Annotated in this window: 1 protein-coding gene; it reads right to left on the minus strand. The window is 68.8% G+C overall.

Annotation, left to right across the window (positions count from 1 at the left end):
• Positions 1 to 52 precede the first annotated feature (52 nt).
• On the minus strand, positions 53 to 567 hold a 515-nt coding region (locus SM447_RS29685), incomplete at its 5' end, for a helix-turn-helix domain-containing protein (protein ID WP_474576171.1).

The following is a 567-nucleotide window of genomic DNA, read 5'->3' on the forward strand; positions in this document are numbered from 1 at the left end:
CTGGGCCCGTGGGCGCCCTCTCACCTTGGGCTTAGTAAATGACCCCCCCCCCCTAGCCGGTGGAGCGGGCACTCCGCAGAGCTCTTTTTACGGTTGATTCGGAGCACCCGAGGGTCTTGGCGATCGTCGGTCGGGAGTGCCCAGCCTCAGCTAGTACCCGGATCTGTTCAGCCCGCAGAGTCGAAGTAGCTGCGCGCACGGCACGGCTCTTGTCGGCGTTCTTCCGGACTGCCTGAGTCTTTTTCTCGGAGCGGGCTGCGCCGCCTTTGGCGCCGAGGGTGCGTGCGGCGGCCGAGCCTTGCCCGGTGATGGTTCGGCGGCCGGGGCGGTGCTGGTGCCGGCCGATGGAGGCGGCCAGATCGCGTACCTGGTCATCGGGCAGCGGTGCCACGCCTTGCTCGGCGGCCACGGCCTCGTTGATGCCGCGGGCCAGCTGCAGCACCTCGGCGTCGGTCCAGTGGGTCACGGAGCCATTTTCCAGCGCGTGGCGCACGGTCAGCCAGGTGGCGCGGTTCACGGCATCGTTGCGACCCACGAACACCCCGCCAGAGGCTTTCTGCGCCCTTG

Source organism: Micromonospora aridisoli, assembly GCF_056150025.1.